The organism is Roseovarius sp. W115 (assembly GCF_032842945.2).
Classification (GTDB): domain Bacteria; phylum Pseudomonadota; class Alphaproteobacteria; order Rhodobacterales; family Rhodobacteraceae; genus Roseovarius; species Roseovarius rhodophyticola.
The window spans coordinates 1,363,943-1,387,359 of the sequence record NZ_CP146606.1; the positions used below are offsets into that span (position 1 = coordinate 1,363,943).

A 23,417-nucleotide genomic window follows, 5' to 3' on the forward strand; every position below is an offset into this window, starting at 1 on the left:
GACCCCTTTCCGCTCTGTCTGCTACTCCGCAAGAGAAAGGTCTCTCAATGCAATCGGCACAGGCACAAAGCAATTCAGGCGTGGGCATCGCTTTCATTCTTGTTGGTGTGGTAGCGATCTCTGTGAACGACATGCTGATCAAGTTTCTCTCGGGCGACTATCCGCTGCATGAGATCGTTTTTGCTCGCTCTGCCATTGGCATTGCCTTCAGCCTTGTTCTTGTCCAACTCGAAGGCGGCTGGCGGATTCTGAGGGCTGATCACCCTGCCCTGCACCTGTTGCGCTGCATCATGATTGTCATCGCTAACATGACGTTTTTCTCTGCTCTTGCCGTTCTGCCCCTGGCCGAAGCCACCGCGCTTTTCTTTGTCAGCCCGCTGATCATCACCTTGCTCAGTGTTCCGTTACTGGGTGAAAAGGTCGGCCCCCTACGGCTGGGTGCTGTGCTGGTTGGCTTTGTCGGCGTCATTGTCATGACCCGACCCTGGGAGGCGCAGGATGGGCGCGATATCTCCATGGTGATTTACCTTTTGCCCATCCTTGCGGCCGTGACCTATTCCATCAATCAGGTTCTGACCCGCATGCTAGGCGTCACCGCCAAAGCGTCGGCTCTGACGGTCTATATTCAATCGACCTTTATTGTCGTCAGTCTCGGGTTCTGGACATTTGCCGGGGATGGCCGGTTTGCCGAAGGTTTGACAAATCAAAGCCTGATCTTCCTCCTGCGCGCCTGGATCTGGCCTCAGGGCAGCGACATTTGGCTCTTCCTCACTTTGGGGTTCAACTCCGCCATCCTGGGCTATGCGCTGGCGCAGGCCTACCGCTCCGCCGACGCGGCGGTTGTGGCACCCTTTGAATACGCCATTCTGCCACTGGCCATCTTCTGGGGCTGGCTCATCTGGGCCGACCTACCGGATGCAGTGACGTTAGTGGGCATTGCACTTATCCTCGGGGCAGGGTTGTTTGTGTTCCTGCGTGAATACCAAAAGAAACGCCGTGTTTTGCGCGGCAAGCGTGTCCATGGACGGTGGTGAGACAAAGCGAATGCTTTCAGGGATCAAGGTCGTAGAATTTGAAGGTCTGGGGCCCGGTCCTTTTGCCGCCATGATGCTGGCCGACCTCGGGGCCGACGTGACCGTAATCCAGCGCCCCGGCCCCGCCAATCCAACCATGGGTGAGCACAATATGCTGGACCGGGGAAAGCGCGCGGTTGTGCTCGACCTGAAATCACCCAAAGGTTTTGCGGCGGCCAATGCTTTGGTGAACGACGCCGGCGCCCTGATCGAAGGGCTGCGCCCCGGTGTGATGGAACGGCTTGGCCTGGGGCCAGAGGCGTTCACCACCACAAATCCAAAGCTCGTCTATGGCCGCATGACCGGCTGGGGTCAGGACGGCCCCCGCGCCCACACGGCCGGGCATGACTATAACTACATCGCCACCTCAGGCGCGCTTTGGTACGCGTCGACGCCCGGTGACGTGCCACTGACGCCGCCCACCATCGTGGGCGACATTGGCGGAGGCGCGCTGTATCTCGTGGCTGGTATCCTTGCCGGCATCCTCAACGCCACACGTACCGGCCAAGGCACCGTGGTGGATGCGGCCATCGTCGATGGCTCGGCTCATATGATGGCACTTTTCATGGCTATGGCGGGGGGTGGCAACGTCTCCAAGACCCGTGGTCGCAGCCTGCTCGACGGCCCGCCATGGGGCCGGGTCTATCCCTGCGCCGATGGAGCCTATCTTTCGGTCCAATGTCTTGAACCACAGTTCTACGCCATCTTTCTGGACCAGATGGGCCTGCGGGATGAGCCTGACTTCGCAGACCAATATGACCGGGCGCAATGGCCAAACCAAACAGCCCGCCTTGCTGAGATTTTCGCAGGCCAACCCGTCTCGCACTGGGCCGCGTTGTTCGCTGGGACAGATGCCTGCGTCGCGCCGGTTCTGGACCCATGGTCTGCCATGGACGAACCCCATATGGCCACCCGCGCAGTGTGGTCCGAGGGACAAGGGATTTTACAACCCGCACCCGCACCTCGCTTTGGCGGTATCGCTCCTCAACCTGCATCAATCCCCGAACGCGGCGCAGACACAGAAACCGTGCTGCAAGACCTCAAGACCCGCGGGCTACTCTAAGGGTTTGCTGGCGTTGTAGAGCACCCAGTCTTCTTGCTCCAACGTCTCTGTCCAGGCTTTGTGCAAGACGCCTGCTTCTTGCGGAAACAACTCTCCTGTCGGGGCGAAATCAGAAATCCGGTCAATCCGGAAGCTGCGGAAATCCTGCCGCAACCCGCACCACGCCGCCAGCAAAACCACCTCGATATGATAGGTCAGCGCCAGCGGCTTGATCGCACGTGTCGTGTGCGTGCCCTTGAGGTCGAGATAGGTGATCTGCAATTCCACTGCATCCCGAATGTAGCCGCGCAACTGTTCGGCATCCGCCCCGTCACGTGGCACCCTGTTCCAGCCTGACACCCGCAACGGAACATGCGGTGCCCCTCCGGGCAAGGCCGTCGCAATCTTTTCCGCAGCCCGTCGCGCCGCCCGCTCCAGCCCTGGATCGCCCGTGCGGTGCAACAGCGCCATGCCGACGTAAAGCGCCTCTAGTTCCTCAGCGCTGAACATTAGCGGCGGCAGATCATAGCCTGCGCGCAGCATGTACCCCACGCCCGCCTCTCCATCGATCGGCACCCGCATCGCCTGCAACGCCACCACATCGCGATAGATCGTCCGCTTGGTCACCTCCAGTTCCTCACCAAGACGCTGTGCCGTGACGGGTCCGTCAGCGCTGCGCAAAATCTGGATGATGTCAAAAAGGCGTGTCGAGCGAGTCATACGCACACCCTAGCATGATTGCTGACAGTATGGTGTCAGCAGGGTTTTGATATTCTGATTCAAAGGAGAAGGAGCCCTGATATGACCCACGAACTGGATGACCACGACATGACCCCGGCCGTATTGGAGCGCGAATGGGTTCTCACGATCGACACACCGAATGGCGGATTAGAACCGGTGCTGCTGGCTTTGGGCGAGCATCTGCCACTAAAACAGGGACCATACGACAACTGTATGTATGTCCGCGAAGGTGGGTTTCAGCGCCTGCGCGCGCTCGAAGGCTCTCATGCAGGTGACGAAGGCACCATTCAGCAGGTGCCCGCCAGCCAGATCATTACTTCCATACCGCCCGACCCGGAACTGCTTTCCAAAGCGTTCGACGTGATCTTCGCTATCCACGTAAACGAAGAACCCACAATTCGCGTAACCGAAGAATGGGGCAGCCGCTCCAAACTCCTTGACGACAAAAACAACCCCAACCGCTACTGGAACCGACCTGACGCAAAGGAACTGCATGGAAAGGCTGTGGGATGACACTCGCAACATATCAGGCGCAGTCCGGCACACTCGTGCCGGTCTGGACCCTTGAGATACAAACTCTGCCAGAGGACACGGACCGCATTCTGGATGAAGTCCTGAAAGTGCACTCCTTGGGATATGGCCGTTACCATCGCAACGCATCGATTTCTGCCGTGGGCTGCGAGACGGCTCAGCCACAGGCGAACTCGACCACCACAACCCACAAGGCGGGCTATCAGACAGGTGTCACCGAAACCTATCCTATGGTCGAACTGAAGATTTCGATCGAGCGAGATGCAGACGTGCTTGCCACGGTAATGGACGCCATCCTTTACGCGCACCACTATGAGCAACCCGTGGTTTTTGTGCGCGAAGACTGGGCCAGCCGGGCCAACTACGACCTGAACAACAAAAATCCCAACCGTTGGTGGAACAACGGACGTGGCCTTCCAAATACCTTGGAGACCACGACATGACCTCCTTTCGCGCCCTGCACCAAACGAACACACCATTTGTTATTCCCAACCCATGGGACTTGGGTTCGACACGTATCCTTGCAGCGATGGGATTTCCCGCCCTGGCCACCACCAGCGCCGGCATGGCCTTTTCCAAAGGTCAGATCGAAGGAACCACGCCCCCCGATCAAGTGCTTGATCATTGCCGCGAGATCGTGTCGGCCACATCTCTGCCCGTCAACGCCGATCTTGAACGCGGCTTCGGTGACAGCCCCGAAAGCGTCGCCGACACGATACGCGCCGCGGCGGCAACGGGCCTGGCAGGGGGCTCAATTGAGGATCACACCGGCGACCGCGCTTCCCCAATTTTTGACAAAAACCTCGCTATTGAGCGTATCGCCGCGGCGGTCGAGGCTGCTCAAGCCTTGCCATCAGATTTCGTTCTGACCGCGAGGTGCGAAAGCCTTTTGTGGGGTGAGACAAATCTTGACCCGGTGATTGAGCGTCTACAAGCCTTCGAAGCCGCAGGCGCTGATGTTCTCTACGCTCCTGGTTTGCGTGACCTCGATGCGATCCGAACAGTCTGCGCATCTGTGTCAAAGCCCGTAAACGTGGTGATGGGCATGGCGGGACGAACCTTTCCGCTGGAACAGTTGGCCGATGCTGGCGTCACCCGCGTTAGCGTGGGGTCGGCGCTCTTCCGGGTTGCCTATGGCGCCTTCATCGACGCCGCACGGCAAGTTTTCGACGATGGCACCTTCGACAAAACTGCCAAAGGCATCGGCTTTGCCGAGCTAGAAGCCTTCTTTCAACCCCCGACCAAGGACACCCCGCCATGATCAAATATTACTACCCCGACGGCAGCCACTGTTACCGTGCACTGCACACAACCCATGCCGTCTATCAATCCGAGGATGGCAAGCTCATTGCTCGCACGATGCGGCCTGACAATTCAGAACTCTACGAGTTTGAAATCACCGGGTTCGAGCTTTTGGAAACGGGGGTGCGCTATGGGTGAGACATCCATCATGCAGGACGGATTTGACACGAGGCCCATCGAAATGCTGCCCATGTGGCAGATTGCCTTTCTCGCGCCTGATGAAGATGTGGATCGCATCTTTGATGCCGTGGCAGATGTCGCACCGCTGACCTATGGCGCAACAGACCGCAACGGGTATCGCATGATGGGTGGGGTAGAATATTATCGCCCTACTGACGACGCCCCCACCGGATCAGACGGCCCGCGCCAACGCCCCGGCGTGGATCAGATGCGTATTTTCATTCCCCGCGATATGGACCTTTTGAACGCAGTGATCGAAGCAATCTACGACGTACATTCCTACTACGAACCCCCCATCACTATGACTGAAGTCCTGCGCAGTCAGACCAAAGGTCTGGATGACAGCCAGAACCCCCACCGCTGGTGGAACAAGGACGGCGATTGGAAATCGTCCTGATGCCGAACACGCACGCACATGAAAGGCGCTGACCATGCAAGACCTCTCTATCTATCTTCCCGGTATCCTGCTCGCCTATTCGGCATTCTTCGTTGGCATCGCCAGCCCGGGACCAAATATCCTGGCCATCATGGGAACCTCTATGAGCGTGGGGCGCAGATCGGGCATCGCTCTTGCCCTTGGTGTGGCTACTGGGTCATTCACCTGGGCCGTGCTAACGGTTGTTGGCCTCTCTGCGCTGTTGGCGACCTATGCCGCCGCGCTGGTGGCAATAAAAGTCTTTGGCGGGCTTTACCTGCTCTGGCTGGCGTACAAATCCTTCAAGTCCGCCATGGCAAAGCACGACATCGAGGCACGTCAACTCGCCGGCGGGACCCGTACGCCAATGGGCTACCTCACCCGCGGTTACGTCATTCAGATGACCAACCCCAAGGCGGCGCTCGCCTGGATTGCGATCATCTCGCTGGGCTTACAACAGGACACGCCGCTCTGGGTCGGGGCCATGATCGTCTTGGGCACATTCGCGCTCTCTGTCGTCATCCATGTGACCTACGCCATTGCCTTCTCCACGCCAGTGATGGTGCGCATCTATGGCCGGGCACGGCGCGGCATCCAAACCGTGCTGGGATGTTTCTTCGCTTTTGCCAGTCTGAAGCTGCTGACCTCACGAACATAGCATGAAACACCGCGTGTTGCGCAAAATCTCCGGAATCAATATCTGGCTGCGTTGCGGGGCGCGCGGCACATTTACGATCAGGCTGCCAGCCCCATGTACCGACCCCGCACCGACGCAATACCGATGTGATACCGACGCAATACCGACGTCCAGGATCCTTGTTTTTCGGGCCGTTAACCTTTGAGTCGCACACAAGGGCTTTAAACGCCTGGCGACTGCGGTTATCTTCGTCCTTCGCATATCCGCCGGGACACCCGAAACATGGCCAAGCCAAAGGACAATCCGAACTACAAAGTCGTCGCCGAGAACCGGCGCGCACGGTATGATTATGCCATCGAGGATGATCTGGAATGCGGGATCATTCTGGAAGGCTCCGAGGTTAAGTCCCTGCGCCAGAACACCTCCAACATCGCCGAAAGCTATGCGGCGGTCGAGGACGGTGAACTGTGGTTGGTGAACTCCTACATCGCGCCCTATGAGCAGGCCAAGACCTTCGGCCATGAAGAGAGGCGGAGGCGTAAGCTTCTGGTTTCGCGAAAAGAATTGTCCCGTCTATGGAACGAAACTCAGCGCAAAGGCATGACGCTTGTACCTTTGGTGCTCTATTTCAATGACCGCGGCATCGCCAAAATGAAGATCGGTATCGCCAAGGGTAAGAAGAACTTCGACAAACGTGCCACAGACGCCAAGCGCGATTGGGGACGCCAGAAACAGAGGCTTTTGCGCCACGGCGAGTAAACATCTCGGTTTTTCCCTCTCGTGTGATACGCTCCAGATTGGTATTCACAGGCAAAACAAACGGATTGGGCTTGCGTCCGATCTGATAATCCTGGGGAAGTAAGAGCATGATTCTACTGGTGAATCTCATTGCGGGTGCGTTTGGCGCAAACATAGCCGCTGGTTTTTTCAAGCATCTCAACCTTGGTCTTTTTGGCAACACGCTCGTTGGCGTTCTGGGCGGCGGTGTCGGAGGTCAGGTTCTTGCAAATATTGGATTTCAAGGGCTTGCGGGATCGGTTGCGTCGAAGGACGGGCTGGACACGGTCGCCCTTTTGACGCAGGCCGGAGCCACAGGCGCCAGCGGCGCGGCCGCGCTTCTGCTCACCGGCTTTGCACGCAATCTCGTGGTGCGCTGACGCCCCCTGATCCTCTTGCCCTAAGGACCATCTGGATGTAGGCAGAACACATCCAGAATGGGGGCCAAAATGGCACAGGACGATCCCAAGACCCTTGTTTCCACCAACTGGTTGGCAGACCACCTGAAAAACCCGGATTTGAGGGTGCTTGATGGGACGTACTTCATGCCTGCCGAGGGGCGTGATGCGAAGGCCGAGTATGAGGCCGCACATATTCCCGGCGCGCGGTTTTTTGATATCGACGACATCGCCGACAACCGTTCGGATATGCCCCACATGGCCCCGCCGGTTGAAAAATTCATGTCCCGTCTGCGCCAGATGGGTGTTGGCGACGGGCATCAGGTGGTGATCTATGACACGCATGGTTTGTTCTCGGCAGCGCGCGTGTGGTGGATGTTCCGCCTGATGGGACAGGACAACATCGCCGTGCTGGACGGCGGATTCCCAAAATGGCTGGCCGAAGATCGCCCGGCGGAGGATTTACCGCCACTTGTGCGAGACAGGCACATGACGGTGCGACGCCGCGCTGAGATGGTCAAAGATGTGACGCAGGTTTCGGCCGCCTCCAAGTTGCAGGACTACACAATTTTGGACGCCCGGTCGCCGGGTCGGTTCACCGGATCAGAACCAGAGCCGCGCGAAGGCATGCGTAGCGGGCATATTCCGAACTCGCGCAACGTGCACTACAAGACATTGCTCAATGGCGACAACACGATGAAATCGCCCGATGAATTACGTGCGGTGTTCGATGCGGCCGGGGCTGATCTGTCCAAGCCGGTGATCACCAGCTGTGGCTCCGGCGTAACTGCGGCCATCATCAACCTGGCGTTGGAACGGATCGGCAAGTCCGATCATGCGCTCTATGACGGGTCCTGGACTGAATGGGGCGCGTTCCCGACTGTTCCCGTTGCCACCGGAGACGCCTGATGTTTGAGCTTTTGAATGAACAGCCCAAGGACAAGATCCTGGCCTTGGTACAGATGTTCCGCGACGATTCCCGTCCCAACAAAATCGACCTCGGTGTGGGCGTGTACAAGGACGCCGACGGGCGCACGCCCATCATGCGCGCGGTCAAAAAGGCCGAACAACTTTGGTGGAACACGGAAGACTCCAAGGCCTATGTCGCCCTGGCCGGGGATCCCGCGTTTTCAGACGTGATGGTTGACCTGGTACTGGGCGACGCTGCGGAGCGTGACAGCGTTGCGGCGGTGGCCACGCCGGGCGGCACGGGTGCCGTGCGGCAAGCTTTTGAGTTGATCCAGATGGCCAACCCTACCGCGCGCGTGTTCGTGTCTGACCCCACCTGGCCCAACCACCTCAGCATCCTGAAGCATCTTGGGATTGAAGTCGTACTCTATCGCTATTTTGACAGCGAAAGCGGCAGTGTTGATTTCAATGGAATGCTTGAGGACCTGGGCGGCATGCGCCCCGGTGATGTCGCGCTCTTGCACGGCTGTTGCCACAACCCCACCGGTGCCAACCTGACCATGCCAGAATGGGATGCGGTGATCGCGCTTTTGAATGACAAGGGCGCCGTGCCGATGATCGACATCGCCTATCAGGGATTTGGCGAAGGGCTTGAGGCCGACGCGGCGGGCACACGCGCGGTTGTGAAAGGCTGTCCCGAAGTTCTAATCGCGGCCAGCTGTTCCAAGAACTTTGGGATTTATCGCGAACGAACCGGCATCTTGATGGCCGTGCACCACGATGGCACGCGCAAGGCACTCACGCAGGCTAACCTGGCGCATCTCAACCGCCAGAACTACTCCTTCCCGCCCGATCATGGCGCGCGGCTCGTGACCCTTATTCTGGGCGATGCGACGCTGCGCGCGGACTGGGAGGCAGAACTTGAAGCCGTACGCCGAGGAATGCTTGATCTGCGCACGCAACTGGCCAGCGAACTTCAACGTCTTTCGGGCTCAGATCGGTTCGGCTTTGTCGCACAGCACCGGGGCATGTTTTCACGATTGGGTTTGTCACCGGAGAAGGTGGAAGAACTGCGCCGGGACCACGCGATTTACATGATTGGCGACAGCCGGATCAACATCGCGGGACTCAATGCGCAAACAGTTCCGATTTTGGCGAAAGCGATTGTCGAGGTGGGTGCTTAACGGCTTGTCTTGGCCGCATAGCGTGCCAAAAACATCTCGACGGCACCATTGACCACGCGCTCAATCTGGACGTCAGACTTGTCGCATTCCACGCCACACAGGCACCGCACAAACAGATCACTCTTGCACAGCTCACCGAATTGCGCCGAGGCAAGCTCCATGTCGTCGATGACAAGGTCACCTGTGTCAAGATAGGGCTGAAGCACCTGTTGAAGCCGATTGCGCAACAAGGCCGGGCCAGACTCATAAAATCGCTGGCCCAATTCAGGAAACCGGTACGATTCCGAAACGCAGATACGATAAACCTGAAGCCCGAATTCCGACAGAAAGAAGCTGACGATGCGTGTGGCGGCTTCCTTGAGAACATCTTCCAGAGACATGTCGGGTGCCATCACCTGAAGCGCTTCTTCGGCCTGGCGATTGCATTCCACACGCGCCACTTCGGAGAACAGGATGCGTTTGTCAGGGAAGTAGCTGTAGAGCGTGGCCTTTGAAACGCCCGCTGCACGGGCAATGTCATCCACACTCGCCCCTTCGAAACCATCTCGCATGAAAATTTGCCGTGCCCCTTCGAGCACCTGATCGAATTTACGACCTCTCTTAATTTCTGCGGCCATGGCGATCATGCACGAACTCCTGCAAACCATGTCAACTTAGCCGCGAGGTGTGGCGTTCTGCAAGCCCAGTGAGAAATGGCCGCACCTCAGCACGGCCATTTCACGCATTGTTAAGCTATTTGTCGATACCATCCAGGTCCTTCGTCACAGGTTCCGGTGGCTCTTCGGGGAATGTAAGAGGCGGGGTGATAGACGTGGTCGAGAAGCTGAACGCAGGCCCGGTTGCTGTAACAAGAGCCAGAGTGAGAATGAGCGCTGAAAGTAGAGGTTTCATAATCGCCTTCCTTTTCTGAACTGATTAGTTCACTTTTCAAGTTAGAGATCACAGGCGCTCACGCAAGATCAAAAGTGAACAATTTAGTTTACTTTTCTAAATGTCTGCTATGCAAAATTGCATGGCGACTTTTGTCACGCATCCAAACCAAAAAGACAAAGACTTGGGGTTGCTCTCATAATTTCATGCGTTAGTTTAGAACTATTCTAAACTGAGGAAAAAATATGATACCTGGTGTTGCCTCGCGCCGTCGGTTTTCCGACCTGACCGAACAAGAAGTCCTAGCTTTGGCGATTTCGTCCGAAGAAGACGACGCGCGCATTTATCGGTCCTATGCCGAAATGCTGCGCCAGGATTTCCCGGACACGGCCAAGGTTTTTGACGGCATGGCCAAGGAAGAGGACACGCATCGCCAGCGGCTGATTGACCTGCATGTTGATCGGTTCGGCGAAGTGATCCCGCTGATCCGGCGCGAACATGTGGCGGGTTACTATGCGCGACGCCCTGTGTGGCTGGTGGAAAATCTTGGGTTAGACCGCATTCGCGAAGAAGCCGAAGCAATGGAGCGTGACGCAGAGCGGTTTTATCTCAAGGCCGCCCAAAACACTCAGGATGCCGCGACTCGCAAACTCTTGGGTGATCTGGCCGCCGCCGAAGCCGGTCACCAAAACCGGGCCGGTGAGTTGGAGAAAGAACATCTCGACGCGGAGGCGCGGGACAATGAGGACAGCACAGCCAAGCGTCAATTCATCCTGACATGGGTGCAACCGGGGCTAGCGGGGCTGATGGACGGCTCGGTCTCAACCCTGGCCCCGATCTTTGCCACGGCCTTTGCAACACAGGACACATGGACCACGTTCCTTGTGGGTCTGGCCGCCTCCGTCGGCGCAGGCATTTCCATGGGTTTCACCGAAGCGGCCAGCGATGATGGCGAACTCTCTGGACGCGGCAGTCCGATCAAGCGTGGCTTTGCGTCGGGCATTATGACCACCATCGGGGGGCTGGGTCACGCTTTGCCCTATCTCATCCCGGACTTCTGGACAGCGACGATTGTCGCGATCATCGTGGTGTTTATTGAACTTTGGGCCATTGCCTGGATTCAGAATAAGTTCATGGAAACGCCGTTCTTTCGAGCGGCCTTTCAGGTGGTTCTTGGTGGCGCATTGGTGTTCGCGGCGGGGGTTCTGATCGGCAGCGGCTAGCGCGTTATCTTCATTGACGCGCCCCGCCCACATGATACGACCAAACCATGCTCGCCATATTCATCCAGACCCTTCCCTTTTTCCTGTTGATCGGGCTGGGATATGGCGCAGGCCGCACCAAATTTTTCAGCGAAGAGGCGACGGCCTATCTGACGAAGTTTGTGTTTTACTTCGCCCTCTCTGCCATGCTGTTCAAGTTTTCTGCGAACCTGTCTATCTCAGAGATCTTCGACTGGCGGTTTGTCATGGCCTATTTCTGGGGCACGGCCTTTGTCTATGGCATCGTGACACTGGTGGCGTTGATGCGCCGCCTGCCCGCAGAAGAAGCGGCGTTTGAGGCGCAATGCGGTGTGATTGGAAACGTTGGGTTCCTAGGCGTGCCCATGCTCACTCTGCTGATGGGACCAGAGGCGATTGGTCCGGTCATGCTGGTCCTCGCGGTGGACTTGATCTTTTTCGGATCGTTAATCGTCATCATCATCACCGGATCACGCGACGGGCGGATGAGCCTTGGCATCCTGCGATCCGTTGGGATCGGTTTGTTGAAAAACCCGATGATTGTATCAATTGTCCTGGGCCTGACCTGGTCCGCGCTGAGCATCCCGATCCCAACTGTGATGAACGACTTCCTGTCGCTACTTGGAGGAGCCGCCACACCCGGCGCGCTATTTGCCATCGGGGCATCCTTGGCCACAAAATCTGCCGAACGGCCCATCGTTGCCGGCTGGCTTTCCGTTAACAAACTGGTGCTTCACCCGGCCTTCGTCGCATTCTCCGCGCTCATCCTGTTCCCGGTTGAACCCTATGCAGCGGCAGTGATGATCGCCACTGCATCGCTGCCTGTGGCGGGCAATGTCTACATCCTCGCGCAGCACTATGGCGTTGCTCCGCAACGCGTGTCGGCATCGATCCTGATCTCAACGGCTGTTGCTGTTGTGACGGTTTCGCTCGTGATCGGCTGGGCCAACGGGCTTTACTAGTCTGCGTCAGATGACAAACGAAACATCATATCGCCCGCTTCCCCTGCCCGACAGACGTGAGCTGACAGATGCCGAGGGTCTCGCCGAAGTGAGACAATACCTCGACCTGATGCGCACACGGCACAGCATTCGCGACTATTCGAACCGGCCTGTGCCTGAAGAGATCATCACCACCGCTATTGCCGCTGCTGGCACGGCACCGTCAGGGGCCAATCAACAACCGTGGTTTTTCGCGGCGATCTCGGACCCTGAGTTGAAGGCGCAGATACGCGAAACCGCGGAAGCAGAGGAAGAGAAGTTCTATTCGGGACGCGCCGGAGACGCCTGGCTTGCAGCGTTGGAGCCAATTGGCACGGGCGTGGAGAAACCACATTTGACCCAAGCGCCCTGGCTTATCGTGATTTTTGCTCAACGCTACGGCGTGGCACCGGATGGGACGCGACAAAAGCACTATTATGTGCCGGAAAGCGTGGGCATTGCCACGGGCATTCTGATCACGGCTTTGCATGCAGCCGGGCTTTTCTGTCTGACGCATACGCCCAACCCGATGGGATTTCTCAATCAGACGCTGGATCGGCCCGAGCATGAAAAACCGTTGATGATTTTGGCGGTTGGCCATGCCGCTGAGGATGCTACGGTACCCGCGGCTGCCAAGGTCAAAAAGCCGTTGGACGAGATCATGGCGCTTTATCAAGTCGAGACACGTGAGAGGGACAAATAGGATGGAAACAGTTTCGGAAAACGCTTGTTTTGGCGGCGTTCAGGGGGTTTATTCACACAGCTCAAAATCCTGCTCCTGTGACATGACCTTTGGTTTGTTCCTTCCTGAAGAGGCGCAATCCGGTCCGGTGCCGGTGCTGTGGTATCTCTCAGGCCTGACCTGCACGCATGAGAATGCAATGGTGAAGGCCGGGGCGCAACAATGGGCGGCGGAACAGGGCATTGCACTGATCTTTCCCGACACATCGCCTCGCGGAGAAGGGGTGGCAGATGACGACGCCTATGATCTCGGGCAAGGCGCAGGATTTTATGTGAATGCCACGCAACAGCCCTGGGCGCCGCATTTCCAGATGTGGGACTACGTGGCCGAAGAATTACCGGCGCTGGTGTTCAAGGAGTTCTCACTCGAGCCAGAACTACAGGCCATAACCGGGCATTCCATGGGCGGCCATGGGGCTTTGACATTGGCAATGGGTCTGCCTGGACGATTTAAGTCGGTGTCGGCGTTTTCACCAATCTCAAACCCCACCAAAGGCGATTGGGGGCGCAAGCAGTTAAGCGCCTATTTAGGTGAAGATGAAAGCAAATGGGCCGCACATGACGCCACGCTGATGATGCAAGAGCATGGCTTTGACGGACCGGTTTTGACGGACACGGGCACCAAGGACCAATTTGTCGATCTGCTTATGCCCGAAAGCCTCGCCCAGGCCTGTGCTGCACGGCGGCAGGTGTCGACGCTCAGGATGCAGCCGGGGTACGATCACAGCTATTTCTTTGTTTCGACTTTCATGGAAGACCACGTCGCCTTCCATGCCGAAGCGCTCTATGGCGGGTGAATGATGAGCCACTACGACCTCATCATCATCGGCTCAGGTCCCGCAGGCCGTGCAGCCGCCATTCAGGCGGGTAAGCTGAAACGACGTGTGCTTGTCATTGATCGCAAGGATAGGCTGGGCGGGGTGTCGGTCCACACAGGGACGATCCCATCCAAGACTCTGCGTGAAACGGTTCTGAACCTGTCCGGCTGGCGCGAACGGAGCTTTTACGGGCGTTCCTATCGGGTGAAAGACGACATTGAAGCGCAGGACCTCAAGGTGCGGCTTCACAAAACGCTCGACTACGAAGTTGACCTGCTGGAGCATCAGTTCAACCGAAACCATGTCGATACGTTGCATGGGCTGGCGAGTTTTGTCGGGCCTAAAGAGATCGAAGTGGCCACTGAGGCCGGGGAAGTCACACGGCTTTCGGCAGATCGGTTTTTGATTGCCACGGGCACCAAGACCTATCGGCCCGACGATGTGCCTTTCAACAAGCGCACGATCGTTGATAGCGATGAGTTTCTGGAACTGGCGCAAATCCCACGAAGCCTTATTGTGGTGGGTGCGGGTGTCATTGGCGTTGAATACGCGACGATGTTCTCGACGCTGGATGTGCGCGTGACCCTCATCGAGCCGCGCGAAACGTTCCTCGATTTCATCGACAACACGCTCATTCAGGACTTTACGCATCAAATCCGGGAAAACGGTGTCGATTTACGGCTGGGCTCGGCTATTCAAAAGATTGAGGATGCTGGCGAGCATGTCGAAGTGACGTTGGAAAACGGGCGGCATGTGCGTGCAGAGATGTTGCTGTTTGCAGCAGGGCGTATGGGGGCGACCGAGAAACTCAATCTCAAGGTAACAGGGCTTAAAACCGATCATCGCGGACGGCTTGAAGTAGATCGCAAGACATATCAGACGGCGGTGCCGCACATCTATGCGGCAGGCGATGTAATCGGGCGGCCCTCACTTGCATCAACCTCTTTGCAACAGGGTCGAATTGCAGCCTGTCACGCATTGGACACACCAACACTGCCGGAATCGCCATGGTTCCCTTATGGCATCTATTCGGTGCCGGAAATCTCGACCTGTGGCATGTCAGAAGAGGAAATGTGTGAACGCGGGATCCCTTATGAGGTCGGTGTGGCGCGGTTCCGGGAAACGTCACGGGGCCATATTATGGGGCTTGAGCATGGCATGCTGAAGATGTTGTTCTCGCTGAAAACGCGTAGGGTGCTCGGCGTACAGATCGTCGGCGAAGGCGCGACGGAGCTGATCCATATCGCGCAAGCGGTGCTGAACCTCAAAGGCACAGTGGATTACTTTGTGCAGAACACCTTCAACTATCCGACCCTTGCCGAGGCCTACAAGATTGCTGGGCTGGATGCGTTTAACAGGATGCCAATTCCAGAAGAGTTCAAGGTTAAGCGCTCTGACTCTTCGAGCGCGTAAGTCATGGCGCTCTATGTTGATGCTGATGCCTGCCCTGTGAAAGCAGAGATTGAGCGTGTTGGCACACGGCACAAGGCGCAGATGTATTTCGTCTCGAACGGCGGGTTGCGCATGTCGCAAAACCCTTTGGTCGAGATGGTGATCGTCCCCGAAGGTCCGGACGTGGCTGATATGTGGATTGCCGAGCGGGCAGGCCCCGGCGACGTGGTCATAACGGGGGACATCCCATTGGCCGCCAAATGTGTTGAGGCCGGCGCGTTGGTGCTGAAGCACAACGGCGAAATGCTGACTGAGAAAAACATCGGCAACGTTTTGGCCACACGGGACCTGATGAGCGATCTGCGCGCGGCGGATCCTTTTCGGCAAGGCGGCGGCAAAAGCTTTGGCAAGGCGGACCGATCCCGGTTTCTGGATGCTCTGGAACGGGCCATGCGCATGGCGAGCTCACGGACATGACCACCACGCGCACCAACCTTGTTGGCGCGCTTTGTGCTCTGGTTGCCGTGATCTGCTTTTCGCTGAACGATGTCGGGATCAAGTTCTTGTCGGGCGACTATGCCCTGCACCAGATTGTTTTCTACCGAACACTTGTGGCGCTGACGACATTCGCGATCTTTTTCCTGCCGATTTATGGAATCAAAGTTCTGCGCACACGCCGCCCCGGTGCGCATCTGCTCCGCGGGCTCTGCGTGGTGGCGGCCAATACCTGCCTTTTCCTGGGTCTGGCAGCGATGCCCATTGCCGATGCGATTGCGGTCTTCTTTGTGTCGCCGCTGGTCATCACCATATTTTCGATCATATTTCTGAAAGAGAGCGTAGGACCACGTCGCTGGAGCGCCATTGCAGTTGGTTTTCTTGGCGTTCTCATCATCGTGAAACCCGGCACATCCGCGTTTCAGATCGCCGCGCTTTTGCCCATGGCCGCCGCTGTACTTTACGCCGTGATCCATATCGTGGCTCGAAGAGTGGGCGGAACCGAGTCCGCGGCAACCATGGCGGTCTACATTCAAATTACCTTTTTCGTCGCGTGCAGCTTGATTGGTTTGGGACTTGGCGATGGAAAATTCGCAGATCAGGACCACCCGTCTCTGGCCTTTCTTTTCCGGGCCTGGGGGCCGATTGACCCCGGCGATTGGTGGATCCTTGTGATGCTTGGCGTGAGTGGCCTTTTGGGCGGCTTTTTCATCAGCCAGGCCTACCGCATTTCAGAGGCGGCTTTTGCGGCACCATTTGAATATGTCTCGATGCCGATGGCCATCTTCTGGGGCGTGTCAGTGTTCGGGACATGGCCCGATAAGACGGCCTGGATCGGGATCATATTGATCCTCAGCTCTGGGCTTTACATGGTGTGGCGCGAATCCAGAGCGCCGGTCAGCGACCCCAAAAAACCGCGGATCGCGCGCTGAAGGTTTGACCCCGTATGGTGATCCACGCATGTTGGGGGAAATCAAACGGGGCCATGTCATGACGATCTCTATCATTCCATTTGCAGAAGGTGAGGCGCGGCTTGACTGGATCGCCTTGTGTGACTCCCTTGAGGCAGGGCACCGCTTGCCCAAGGCCGAGATCGGCGACACGTTCCTCTACCGTGATCCTGACACATTACTGAGCCGGGCGGCCTGGATTGACGGGATGGGCCTGGCCGTTAAATCGGCAACGGTGTTCCCGAAGAACCCTGAGGCAGGCAATCCGATGATCAACGGATCGGTCAGTGTGTTCTCAGACGCAAATGGGGCGCTGGAAGCGGTGATTGATTTTCATTTGGTCACCAAATGGAAGACCGCAGGCGACAGCCTTTACGCCGCGCGCAAACTCGCACGCCCTGATAGCCGGAAAATCCTGATTGTTGGGGCTGGGACGGTCGGGCGGTCACTCTTTCAGGCCTATAGCGCCGGGTTTCCAGAGGCTGAGTTCTTGCTTTGGAACCGTACTCCAGGGAATGCCGAAGCGATGCAGTTGGACTGTCCCGGCATAACGATCATGACTGATCTGGAAGAGGCCGTGAGACAGGCGGACATTGTCACATCTGCCACCATGTCCACCGAACCCTTGCTCAAGGGTGAGTGGTTTCAACCTGGACAGCATATTGATGTCATCGGGGCCTATCGCCCCGATATGCGCGAAGTGGACGACGAGGCGCTTTTGCGCTCAAGAGTTTTTGTCGACAGCTATGACACGACCGTGGGCCATATCGGCGAGATCAAGATTCCGCTGGAGGCTGGAACGATCACACGGGATCATCTGGTCGCAGACTACTATGAGCGTGAAAAGTATCGGCGCGAGAGCGATGAGGAGATCACTCTCTTTAAGAACGGCGGCGGTGCGCATCTCGATTTGATGACAAGCCGTTACATTCTCGATGTCTGGCGTGCAGCCTCATGATCTGGTGGGTTTTGATTGGCCTCGTGGCGCTTGTTGTTTTCGGACCGTTTCTGCTCGACCTGACACGCCCCGGAATGAACAGGGCTACACAGGCATTTGCGCCGGGGGCATTTGCGGACCTGCCAAAAGGTCGGGTGCACTATCAGTGGCTGGGTGCCGATGAGGGGCCGGTTGCCGTCTGTGTGCATGGGCTGAGCACGCCGTCCTTTGTGTGGGGGCCTGTGGCTGCGCATCTGGGAGGCCTGGGGTTTCGGGTGTTGATCTTTGATCTCTATGGGCGGGGGTATTCTGATCGCCCGGGCGGCGAGCAGGATGGCGCGTTTTTTAATGCACAACTCAACGCGCTTTTGGAACACCAAGGCGTAGAGGACGATATCACGTTGCTGGGGTACTCCATGGGCGGAGCGATTGTCGCGCGCTATGCAGCAGAGCATCCAGACAGGCTGCGGCAGCTTTGCCTGATCGCGCCTGCGGGCCTAGGGCATGACCTGGGGTCCATCGCCGATCTTATTATCAAATACGAGTGGTTCGGTCGTTGGGTGGCCTATGCGTTTTTTCCCAAAATCCTCAGACAAGGGATCGCGTCCGAGCAGAGCACACCTGCGGCCATTCGGGATATCTATGACATGCAAACCGCCGAAACCCGCCGCCGTGGATTTGCTCATGCCATGTGGTCATCGCTGCGCGGTGTTCTGGATGAGGATCTGGAACCGGCGCATCGCGCCATTGCCAAGGCGGGTATCCCTGTCCTGGCGATCTGGGGACGCGAGGACGATGTGATCCCCATCGCAGGACTTGGTAAGCTGGCGGAATGGAACCGGGCTGCGCGTCATGAAGTCATCGAAGGTGCGGGGCACTCGCTCACATACACACGTGTCGAGGATGTTGGAAAAGCATTGGACTTGCTGGAGCGCTAAGTCTCAGGCCGGCTGAGGTGTTGGCAAGGCGCGTTCCCGGATGGGCAGGTGCACAATGGCCGAAAATGCCCCGACACCCACACCAATCCACCATACAAGATTGTAATCGCCAAAAGCGTCATACATGCGTCCACCGAGCCAAATGCCAAGAAAGCTTCCAAGCTGATGGCTGAAGAACACAATGCCGTAGAGCGTGCCCATGTAGCGCAGCCCGTAGATATGCGCGATCAATCCGCTGGTCAGCGGCACAGTGGCTAACCAAAGGGATCCCATGCCAATGGAAAACAGGACGACGGATATCGGTGTCACGGGCAGCAAAATGAACACCGCAGCGATCAAGGTTCTGCCGGTATAAATCCCGGCCAGAAGGTATTTTTTAGAGTAACTCTTGCCCAACCAACCGGCCAGAAGTGAACCGCCAATATTGGCCGCTCCAATAAGTGCAATCGCCATGGCACCCAGCGCGGATGTTGTTGTGACACCCATGCCGCGCAAAAGGCTGCCTGGCTCGATGGGCCCGCAAACCTCGGTCACGAAGGCTGGGAAATGCGCGGTGATGAACCCAAGCTGATAGCCGCAGGAGAAGAAGCCAAGGAATATGAGTGTATAGCTGGGATCGCGAAAAGCGCGGCCCAGCATATGGCTCAGGGTTTCTTCGAGAGCGGCAGGGCCAGCATCGCTTGGCGCACGCAACATCGGCAGCAATAGCAGAACCGTTAGAATTGCTACCGCAAAGAGGACGAAAACACTTTGCCAGGGCATGACCGCCAAAAGCGCCTCTGCAATGGGAGGGCCGACTATCTGCCCGCCGGACCCGGCGGCGGCGGCAATGGCCAGGCTCATCGAGCGATTTTCGTCGCTGCTGGCACGACCCACGATGGCCAGAATCACACCAAACCCGGTTCCCGCCACTCCGAAGCCAACAAGAACCTCATAGAATTGATGCGCCTCTGGCGTGACCGCAAAGGACGACAGTACAAGGCCCGCAGCATAAAGGAGTGTGCCGATGATGATGGCCTTTCGGTCACCAATCTTTTCAGCAATCGCGCCAAAAATCGGTTGGCCGATGCCCCAGGCGAGGTTCTGTATGGCGATTGCGAGGCTGAATTCGGCACGAAGCCAACCGAACTCTTCGGCGATCGGAATTTGAAACACACCAAAAGAAGAGCGGATTGCGAAGGACACCAGAAGGATCAGGCCGCCTGCAATCAGAACCGGGGTAAAGAGGGGTGTCGACTTCTGCATCAAGGCCTCCGGACACGCAGTCTGAATGGAGCGGGAACGCCCGTCAATTCAGCTTTTGTGCCAGGTACAATTCCGATTGCTGATCCTGTTCCTCCTTTTCTCTGTCGATTGGCTTCGTTATCCAACTTTTATGGAAACGCTGATCGAGCGATATGAACGGCTTGTCTCTGAGGGGGTTCTGACCCGCGATGAAGCACAAGAGGCGGTGTTGCCGCAATTTGAGCGTGTCCGGGAGGAGCTTGCAAAGCCGGTCAAGAAGGGGCTTTTCCGAAAAAAGACCGAGGCACCCATGGGACTCTACCTTTGGGGTGGCGTCGGTCGTGGCAAATCAATGTTGATGGACATGTTCGTTGAGACGCTAGCCGTGCCGAACCGACGCGTACATTTCCATGCCTTCATGCAAGAGATTCATGCCGGGCTTCACAAGGCGCGTGAAGAGGGGGCTGAGGACGCGCTTCTGCCGGTCGCCAAATCAGTTTCGGACAACCTGCGCTGTCTCGCATTTGACGAGATGCAGATCACCGACATTACCGATGCCATGATCGTGGGACGTCTTTTTGAGGCGCTTTTTGAAGCTGGCGTTGCGGTTGTGACAACCTCGAACCGGGTGCCCGACGACTTGTACAAAGATGGGCTGAACCGCCAGCTCTTCCTGCCGTTCATTGATCTGTTGAAAGAGCGCATGATCGTGCATGAAATGGTCAGCCCAACGGATTACCGACAGGGGCGGCTGGCCGGGACACCCAGTTACTTCACGCCAATCAATCCCGAGGCGCGGGCGGCCATTCAATCTGTTTGGGATGACCTGACAGGCGGCAAGGGCGCGCCTTTGACACTTGTCGTGAATAAACGAGACGTCGAAATCCCCGCCTTTCACAACGGTGTGGCGCGTGCTTCGTTCTATGATTTGTGCGGACGCCCCTTGGGTGCCGCGGATTATCTTGCACTGGCACAGGCGGCGCGGGTTTTGGTGCTAGAGGATGTCCCTCTCTTAGGCCGCTCGAACTACAATGAAGCCAAGCGTTTCGTGACATTGATCGACGCGCTTTATGAGGCCAAGGTGCGCATTGTGTGTTCCGCGGCGGCCACGCCTGAGTTTCTCTATATCGAAGGCGAAGGTACGTTTGAGTTCGAACGCACGGCAAGCCGCCTGAGAGAGATGCAATCCGATGGCTGGGGCGACGACGCATGAGCCAGATCGCATCTGAGTATGACTATATCATCATCGGCGCGGGGTCTGCCGGATGCACATTGGCCAACAAACTGGGGGCCGACTCATCCAAAAGCATCCTGATCCTTGAAGCAGGCCCAATGGATCGGGATCTTATGATCCACATGCCAGCCGGTGTTTACAAGGCCTGGCGTGATCCAAAGCTGAACTGGAATTACAATACTTCCCCTGAACAGTCGTGTGTTGATCGTGAGATTTTCATGCCGCGCGGCAAGGTCGTTGGTGGGTCCTCTTCGATCAACTCCATGGTCTACATGCGCGGTCATCCTCTGGACTACGAAGCATGGGCAGATGAGTTTAGACTATCGGACTGGCGCTACGAAAACTGTCTTCCCTATTTTCGTGCAGGCGAAACCTATGCCGGTGGCGGTGATACCTATCGCGGGGATAGCGGGCCTTTGGGGACAATGCCGGGCAGCTACGACAATCCGCTGTACGACGCCTTTATTGAGGCGGGTGTGCAAGCTGGCCAAGGGCAGTCTGATGATCTGAATGGCCACAATCCGGAAGGCGTTGCGCGCCTGGACGCAACCAAGCGCAACGGGCGGCGGTGCTCTGCGGCGGTGGCGCATCTTCGCCCGGCATTGCAGAGGGGAAATGTTACGCTCCTGACACGTGCGATGGTGCAGCGCATTCAGGTCAGCGGCAACCGCGCAACCGGAGTAGAGGTGTCTCAGGGCAAGGAAAACTTCTCCGTGGTCGCTGGTCGCGAAATCATACTTTCAGGCGGTGCAATCAACTCGCCTCAGCTGCTGATGCTCTCTGGCATTGGACCCGCAGACCACCTTAAAGAAATCGGCCTTGAAGTGGCGCATGACTTGCCCGGTGTCGGTCGCAACCTGCAAGACCACGCAAGTGTTATCCTGCAATTTGGATGTCTGAAATCTTATCCTATCCACCGCGTGGATCGGCCCTGGAACAAACTTCGTGCTGGCGTCCGCTGGGTGTTTGCGCGCGACGGAATTGCGGCATCAAACATTTGGGAAGCGGGCGGATTGATCAAGGGAAATGCGGATGTCACCTACCCGAACTTGCAGTACCACTTTGGCCCTGTCGGGTTTGAATACATCGGCAACGAGATATCACTGATGCAAGCCTTTGCTTGTCACGTCGATCAGCTCAGACCACGTAGTGTGGGTCAGCTTCGGTTGGTTTCGCCAGACCCGAATGTGCATCCTATCCTACACTTCAACTATCTCTCGGACCCGCATGATCTGCGCGAGTTGGTTGAGGGCGTGCACAAGGCGCGGGAACTCTTTTCACAACGTGCCTTCGATGGACTCAGGGGCGCAGAAATTGATCCCGGGTCGGATGTGAAAACCGATGCGGAGATTGCCAATTGGGTACGGGCAAACGTGACCACCGATTTCCACCCTAGTGGCACGTGTCGCATGGGTCATGGTGCGGATGCTGTTGTGGATGACCGGTTCCGCGTGCATGGGCTCGAAGGACTACGGGTTGTTGATGCCTCGGTTATGCCCAAGGTGATCAGTGCCAACCTCAACGCACCCACACAGATGATTGCTGCGCGCGCTGCGGACTACATTTCGGGGGCGCCGCAGTTGAAGCCGGTCAAAGCGCGCTTTTCGTTTGAGAACGCCTGATCAGGTGCTTGCTGTGGCTTGTAACCAGTTGATGTAAAGCCGCTCGGCCATGGAATTGAACGTCTCCATGCGTTCAGCACAGGCCGCTTCAAGCTCTGTCACCTTGCCCTTGCCAATCGCCTTGTCGAGCGCCCCTGCATACTCAGGAATGTTGTTCCAGTTATGCACCGTGTCGCTTTCAATCTCGACATGGAACTGGGTTGAAAACGCACGCGTCCCCCATTTCATCGCCTGTACTGCGCAGGCCGGAGATGTGGCCAGAACCTGTGTGCCTGCAGGAATGGCCGTGACTTCGGCTGAGTGCCATTGCAGGCATTCAAAAACTTCAGGAACGCCATCGAAGAAAACACCGCTGGCTCCGGCCTCGGTGAGCTGAACCTCCAGCACACCGATTTCCGGGGTCTTGGCTGGCTCTACCTTGCCGCCCAGCGCTTCGGCCAGAAGCTGATGACCGAGACACAAACCCAGATAGGGTAAGCCACGCTCTTCTACCGCGTCCCGAATGAAAGCTTTTTCTTCCTTCAGCCACGGGTGCTCGTCTTCTTGCCACGTGTCCATCGGGCCGCCCATGACCCAAAGCGCATCATAGCCATCAATAGATGGCAGAGGCTCTCCTTCATCAAGCTCTACAGCATCCCACGTGTGCCCGTCTTCTTTCAGGAAATCACGGAAAATGCCGGGGTGTTCGACACGTTCATGTTGCAGGACAAGGATGTGCATTTGGGCCTCCGAAATGGTTAAAGCGCAGCCTAAAGTATCCGCTGTGGTTGGCAAGATGGCTGGCGC

General features: G+C 57.2%; 28 protein-coding genes. 23 read left to right on the forward strand and 5 right to left on the reverse strand.

Annotated elements, in window-relative coordinates; genetic code table 11:
• Positions 1 to 47 precede the first annotated feature (47 nt).
• Positions 48 to 1,034 (forward strand): DMT family transporter, encoded by a 987-nt coding sequence (locus RZS32_RS06990; RefSeq protein WP_317056299.1) that lies wholly within the window; start codon positions 48 to 50, stop codon positions 1,032 to 1,034.
• A gap of 10 nt (positions 1,035 to 1,044) precedes the next feature.
• A complete protein-coding gene (locus RZS32_RS06995) occupies positions 1,045 to 2,136 on the forward strand; it encodes a CaiB/BaiF CoA transferase family protein (RefSeq protein ID WP_317056300.1) in 1,092 nt (363 codons plus the stop codon).
• On the opposite strand, the gene RZS32_RS07000 is transcribed toward RZS32_RS06995, so the two are convergent.
• On the reverse strand, positions 2,128 to 2,835 hold the full coding sequence (locus RZS32_RS07000; protein WP_317056301.1) for a helix-turn-helix transcriptional regulator: 708 nt from the start codon (positions 2,833 to 2,835) through the stop codon (positions 2,128 to 2,130). The two genes, RZS32_RS06995 and RZS32_RS07000, sit on opposite strands and share 9 nt — an antisense overlap.
• 81 nt (positions 2,836 to 2,916) lie before the next feature.
• On the opposite strand from RZS32_RS07000, the gene RZS32_RS07005 reads away from it, so the two are divergent.
• From RZS32_RS07005 to RZS32_RS07050, 10 genes are all read left to right on the forward strand, one after another.
• Entirely contained in the window at positions 2,917 to 3,369 is a 453-nt protein-coding gene (locus RZS32_RS07005) for a hypothetical protein (protein WP_317056302.1), read from the forward strand.
• Positions 3,366 to 3,830 (forward strand): hypothetical protein, encoded by a 465-nt coding sequence (locus RZS32_RS07010; RefSeq protein ID WP_317056303.1) that lies wholly within the window; start codon positions 3,366 to 3,368, stop codon positions 3,828 to 3,830. Before RZS32_RS07005 ends, RZS32_RS07010 begins: the two co-directional genes overlap by 4 nt.
• Entirely contained in the window at positions 3,827 to 4,648 is an 822-nt protein-coding gene (locus tag RZS32_RS07015; protein ID WP_317056304.1) for an isocitrate lyase/PEP mutase family protein, read from the forward strand. The genes RZS32_RS07010 and RZS32_RS07015 overlap by 4 nt, the downstream gene beginning before the upstream one ends.
• Positions 4,645 to 4,827 carry a hypothetical protein gene (locus RZS32_RS07020; protein WP_317056305.1) on the forward strand — a complete coding sequence of 61 codons (183 nt, stop codon included), beginning with the start codon at positions 4,645 to 4,647 and terminating at the stop codon, positions 4,825 to 4,827. Before RZS32_RS07015 ends, RZS32_RS07020 begins: the two co-directional genes overlap by 4 nt.
• The gene (locus tag RZS32_RS07025) at positions 4,820 to 5,266 is read left to right on the forward strand and encodes a hypothetical protein (protein WP_317056306.1); all 447 of its coding nucleotides are present in this window, start codon (positions 4,820 to 4,822) and stop codon (positions 5,264 to 5,266) included. Before RZS32_RS07020 ends, RZS32_RS07025 begins: the two co-directional genes overlap by 8 nt.
• A gap of 34 nt (positions 5,267 to 5,300) precedes the next feature.
• A complete protein-coding gene (locus RZS32_RS07030; protein WP_317056307.1) occupies positions 5,301 to 5,942 on the forward strand; it encodes a LysE family translocator in 642 nt (213 codons plus the stop codon).
• 261 nt (positions 5,943 to 6,203) lie between these two features.
• Positions 6,204 to 6,680, forward strand: coding sequence for an SsrA-binding protein SmpB (smpB, locus tag RZS32_RS07035; protein ID WP_317056308.1), 477 nt, complete (start codon positions 6,204 to 6,206; stop codon positions 6,678 to 6,680).
• 107 nt (positions 6,681 to 6,787) lie between these two features.
• On the forward strand, positions 6,788 to 7,078 hold the full coding sequence (locus tag RZS32_RS07040; RefSeq protein WP_317056309.1) for a hypothetical protein: 291 nt from the start codon (positions 6,788 to 6,790) through the stop codon (positions 7,076 to 7,078).
• 69 nt (positions 7,079 to 7,147) lie between these two features.
• On the forward strand, positions 7,148 to 8,005 hold the full coding sequence (gene sseA / locus RZS32_RS07045) for a 3-mercaptopyruvate sulfurtransferase (protein ID WP_317056310.1): 858 nt from the start codon (positions 7,148 to 7,150) through the stop codon (positions 8,003 to 8,005).
• Entirely contained in the window at positions 8,005 to 9,189 is a 1,185-nt protein-coding gene (locus tag RZS32_RS07050; protein WP_317056311.1) for an amino acid aminotransferase, read from the forward strand. Before sseA ends, RZS32_RS07050 begins: the two co-directional genes overlap by 1 nt.
• Here the strand turns inward: RZS32_RS07050 and RZS32_RS07055 are convergent.
• Positions 9,186 to 9,815: a TetR/AcrR family transcriptional regulator gene (locus RZS32_RS07055; RefSeq protein WP_317056312.1), complete on the reverse strand. Its 630-nt coding sequence runs from the start codon at positions 9,813 to 9,815 to the stop codon at positions 9,186 to 9,188. The two genes, RZS32_RS07050 and RZS32_RS07055, sit on opposite strands and share 4 nt — an antisense overlap.
• Positions 9,816 to 9,921: 106 nt before the next feature.
• A complete protein-coding gene (locus RZS32_RS07060; protein WP_317056313.1) occupies positions 9,922 to 10,080 on the reverse strand; it encodes a hypothetical protein in 159 nt (52 codons plus the stop codon).
• 224 nt (positions 10,081 to 10,304) lie between these two features.
• Between RZS32_RS07060 and mbfA the strand changes: the two genes are divergently transcribed.
• From mbfA to RZS32_RS07105, 9 genes are read left to right on the forward strand one after another with little or no spacing between them, the layout of a single operon-like run.
• Positions 10,305 to 11,282: an iron exporter MbfA gene (gene mbfA / locus RZS32_RS07065; RefSeq protein WP_317056314.1), complete on the forward strand. Its 978-nt coding sequence runs from the start codon at positions 10,305 to 10,307 to the stop codon at positions 11,280 to 11,282.
• A 47-nt stretch (positions 11,283 to 11,329) separates the two neighbouring features.
• Complete coding sequence (locus tag RZS32_RS07070) at positions 11,330 to 12,262, forward strand: AEC family transporter (RefSeq protein WP_317056315.1); 933 nt, start codon at positions 11,330 to 11,332, stop codon at positions 12,260 to 12,262.
• A gap of 10 nt (positions 12,263 to 12,272) precedes the next feature.
• Entirely contained in the window at positions 12,273 to 12,983 is a 711-nt protein-coding gene (locus RZS32_RS07075) for a nitroreductase family protein (RefSeq protein WP_317056316.1), read from the forward strand.
• 1 nt (position 12,984) lies between these two features.
• Positions 12,985 to 13,818: an S-formylglutathione hydrolase gene (gene fghA, locus RZS32_RS07080; RefSeq protein ID WP_317056317.1), complete on the forward strand. Its 834-nt coding sequence runs from the start codon at positions 12,985 to 12,987 to the stop codon at positions 13,816 to 13,818.
• 3 nt (positions 13,819 to 13,821) lie between these two features.
• Entirely contained in the window at positions 13,822 to 15,252 is a 1,431-nt protein-coding gene (gene sthA / locus RZS32_RS07085; RefSeq protein WP_317056318.1) for a Si-specific NAD(P)(+) transhydrogenase, read from the forward strand.
• A gap of 3 nt (positions 15,253 to 15,255) precedes the next feature.
• Positions 15,256 to 15,708 carry a YaiI/YqxD family protein gene (locus tag RZS32_RS07090; RefSeq protein WP_317056319.1) on the forward strand — a complete coding sequence of 151 codons (453 nt, stop codon included), beginning with the start codon at positions 15,256 to 15,258 and terminating at the stop codon, positions 15,706 to 15,708.
• Positions 15,705 to 16,658: a DMT family transporter gene (locus RZS32_RS07095; RefSeq protein ID WP_317056320.1), complete on the forward strand. Its 954-nt coding sequence runs from the start codon at positions 15,705 to 15,707 to the stop codon at positions 16,656 to 16,658. Before RZS32_RS07090 ends, RZS32_RS07095 begins: the two co-directional genes overlap by 4 nt.
• Positions 16,659 to 16,716: 58 nt before the next feature.
• Positions 16,717 to 17,634: an ornithine cyclodeaminase family protein gene (locus RZS32_RS07100; protein ID WP_317056321.1), complete on the forward strand. Its 918-nt coding sequence runs from the start codon at positions 16,717 to 16,719 to the stop codon at positions 17,632 to 17,634.
• Positions 17,631 to 18,551, forward strand: a complete 921-nt coding sequence (locus RZS32_RS07105) for an alpha/beta fold hydrolase (RefSeq protein WP_317056322.1) — start codon at positions 17,631 to 17,633, stop codon at positions 18,549 to 18,551. The genes RZS32_RS07100 and RZS32_RS07105 overlap by 4 nt, the downstream gene beginning before the upstream one ends.
• Positions 18,552 to 18,554: 3 nt before the next feature.
• Here the strand turns inward: RZS32_RS07105 and RZS32_RS07110 are convergent, their stop codons facing one another.
• Positions 18,555 to 19,796 carry an MFS transporter gene (locus RZS32_RS07110; protein ID WP_317056323.1) on the reverse strand — a complete coding sequence of 414 codons (1,242 nt, stop codon included), beginning with the start codon at positions 19,794 to 19,796 and terminating at the stop codon, positions 18,555 to 18,557.
• Between the two features lie 130 nt (positions 19,797 to 19,926).
• On the opposite strand from RZS32_RS07110, the gene zapE reads away from it, so the two are divergent.
• Positions 19,927 to 20,988 (forward strand): cell division protein ZapE, encoded by a 1,062-nt coding sequence (gene zapE / locus RZS32_RS07115; protein ID WP_317056324.1) that lies wholly within the window; start codon positions 19,927 to 19,929, stop codon positions 20,986 to 20,988.
• Positions 20,985 to 22,631: a choline dehydrogenase gene (locus RZS32_RS07120; protein ID WP_317056325.1), complete on the forward strand. Its 1,647-nt coding sequence runs from the start codon at positions 20,985 to 20,987 to the stop codon at positions 22,629 to 22,631. Before zapE ends, RZS32_RS07120 begins: the two co-directional genes overlap by 4 nt.
• Here the strand turns inward: RZS32_RS07120 and RZS32_RS07125 are convergent, their stop codons facing one another.
• Positions 22,632 to 23,351, reverse strand: a complete 720-nt coding sequence (locus RZS32_RS07125) for a type 1 glutamine amidotransferase (protein ID WP_317056326.1) — start codon at positions 23,349 to 23,351, stop codon at positions 22,632 to 22,634.
• Positions 23,352 to 23,417: the final 66 nt, after the last annotated feature.